Raw genomic sequence first — 1,008 nt, 5'->3', positions numbered from 1 at the left:
CTAGGACTTGTCCGGCCGATCATGTGACTACTCCGTTGTCGTGTCGTTGATGTGGGCATGGGGCGGGGCGATCTGACAGATGCCGAGTGGGAACGGCTGCGGCCGTTCCTGCCGGTCAGCAACAGGCGTTGTGGCAGGTGGCGGGATCACCGGCAGGTGATCGACGGGATTCTGCACCGCGTACGGACCGGCGTTCAGTGGCGTGACCTGCCCGAACGGTTCGGCCCGTGGAAGACGGTCTACGAACGCCACCGCCTGTGGTCGGCCGACGGAACCTGGGAACGACTGCTCCAGCAGGTCCAGGCCGCAGCCGACGCGGCAGGTGACATCAACTGGGACGTCTCGGTCGACTCCACCATCGTGCGGGCCCATCAGCACGCGGCCGGCGCCCGCACCGAACCACCGCCGACGCCCGACTCAAAGGGGGACGCAGCGGCAGAACACCAGGACGAGACGCCGTGGCAGAGCCTCGTCGCCCACCTGGTGGAGGTGGTGCAGGAGGTGAGGGCCTGGGCCGCTCGCGCGGCGGGTTCACCACCAAGCTCCACCTGAGCGCGGACGGCCGCTGCCGCCCGCTGTCTCTGATCGTCACCCCCGGACAGCGGGCGGACTGCACCCAGTTCAAGCCCGTGCTGGAGAAGATTCGCGTTCCGCGGACCGGGCCGGGCAGGCCGCGCAAGAAGCCTGACAGCCTCGCGGCCGACAAGGCCTACAGCAACGGCCCCTGCCGCGACTACCTGCGACGACGCGGCATCCGGCACACCATCCCCGAGAAGACGGACAGTCAGGCCGCCCGCCTACGCAAAGGCTCACGCGGCGGACGGCCACCGGGCTTCGACGAAGAGCGGTACAAGAAACGCAACACCGTCGAACGGGCCATCAACAGGCTCAAGCACGCCAGAGCCGTGGCCACCCGCTATGACAAGCGCGGCTACGTTTTCCTCGGCACCGCGACTGCCGCAGCCCTCGTCATCTGGCTCCGCGCATGATCGGCCGGACAAGTCCTAG

General features: G+C 68.4%; 1 protein-coding gene. It reads left to right on the top strand.

Going from position 1 to position 1,008, the window contains the following annotated elements; all coding sequences use genetic code 11:
* Positions 1 to 57 precede the first annotated feature (57 nt).
* Positions 58 to 989 (top strand): IS5 family transposase gene (locus tag OO68_RS45090; RefSeq protein ID WP_439332906.1). Its coding sequence is split into 2 segments (ribosomal slippage): positions 58 to 394 and positions 394 to 989, totalling 933 coding nucleotides; the frame shifts between segments, so codons are not numbered across the junction.
* Positions 990 to 1,008 lie beyond the last annotated feature (19 nt).

Source organism: Streptomyces iakyrus (assembly GCF_000717055.1).
In the GTDB taxonomy this organism is placed as follows: Bacteria; Actinomycetota; Actinomycetes; order Streptomycetales; family Streptomycetaceae; genus Streptomyces; species Streptomyces iakyrus.
This window is presented reverse-complemented; position numbering and strand designations above follow the sequence as displayed.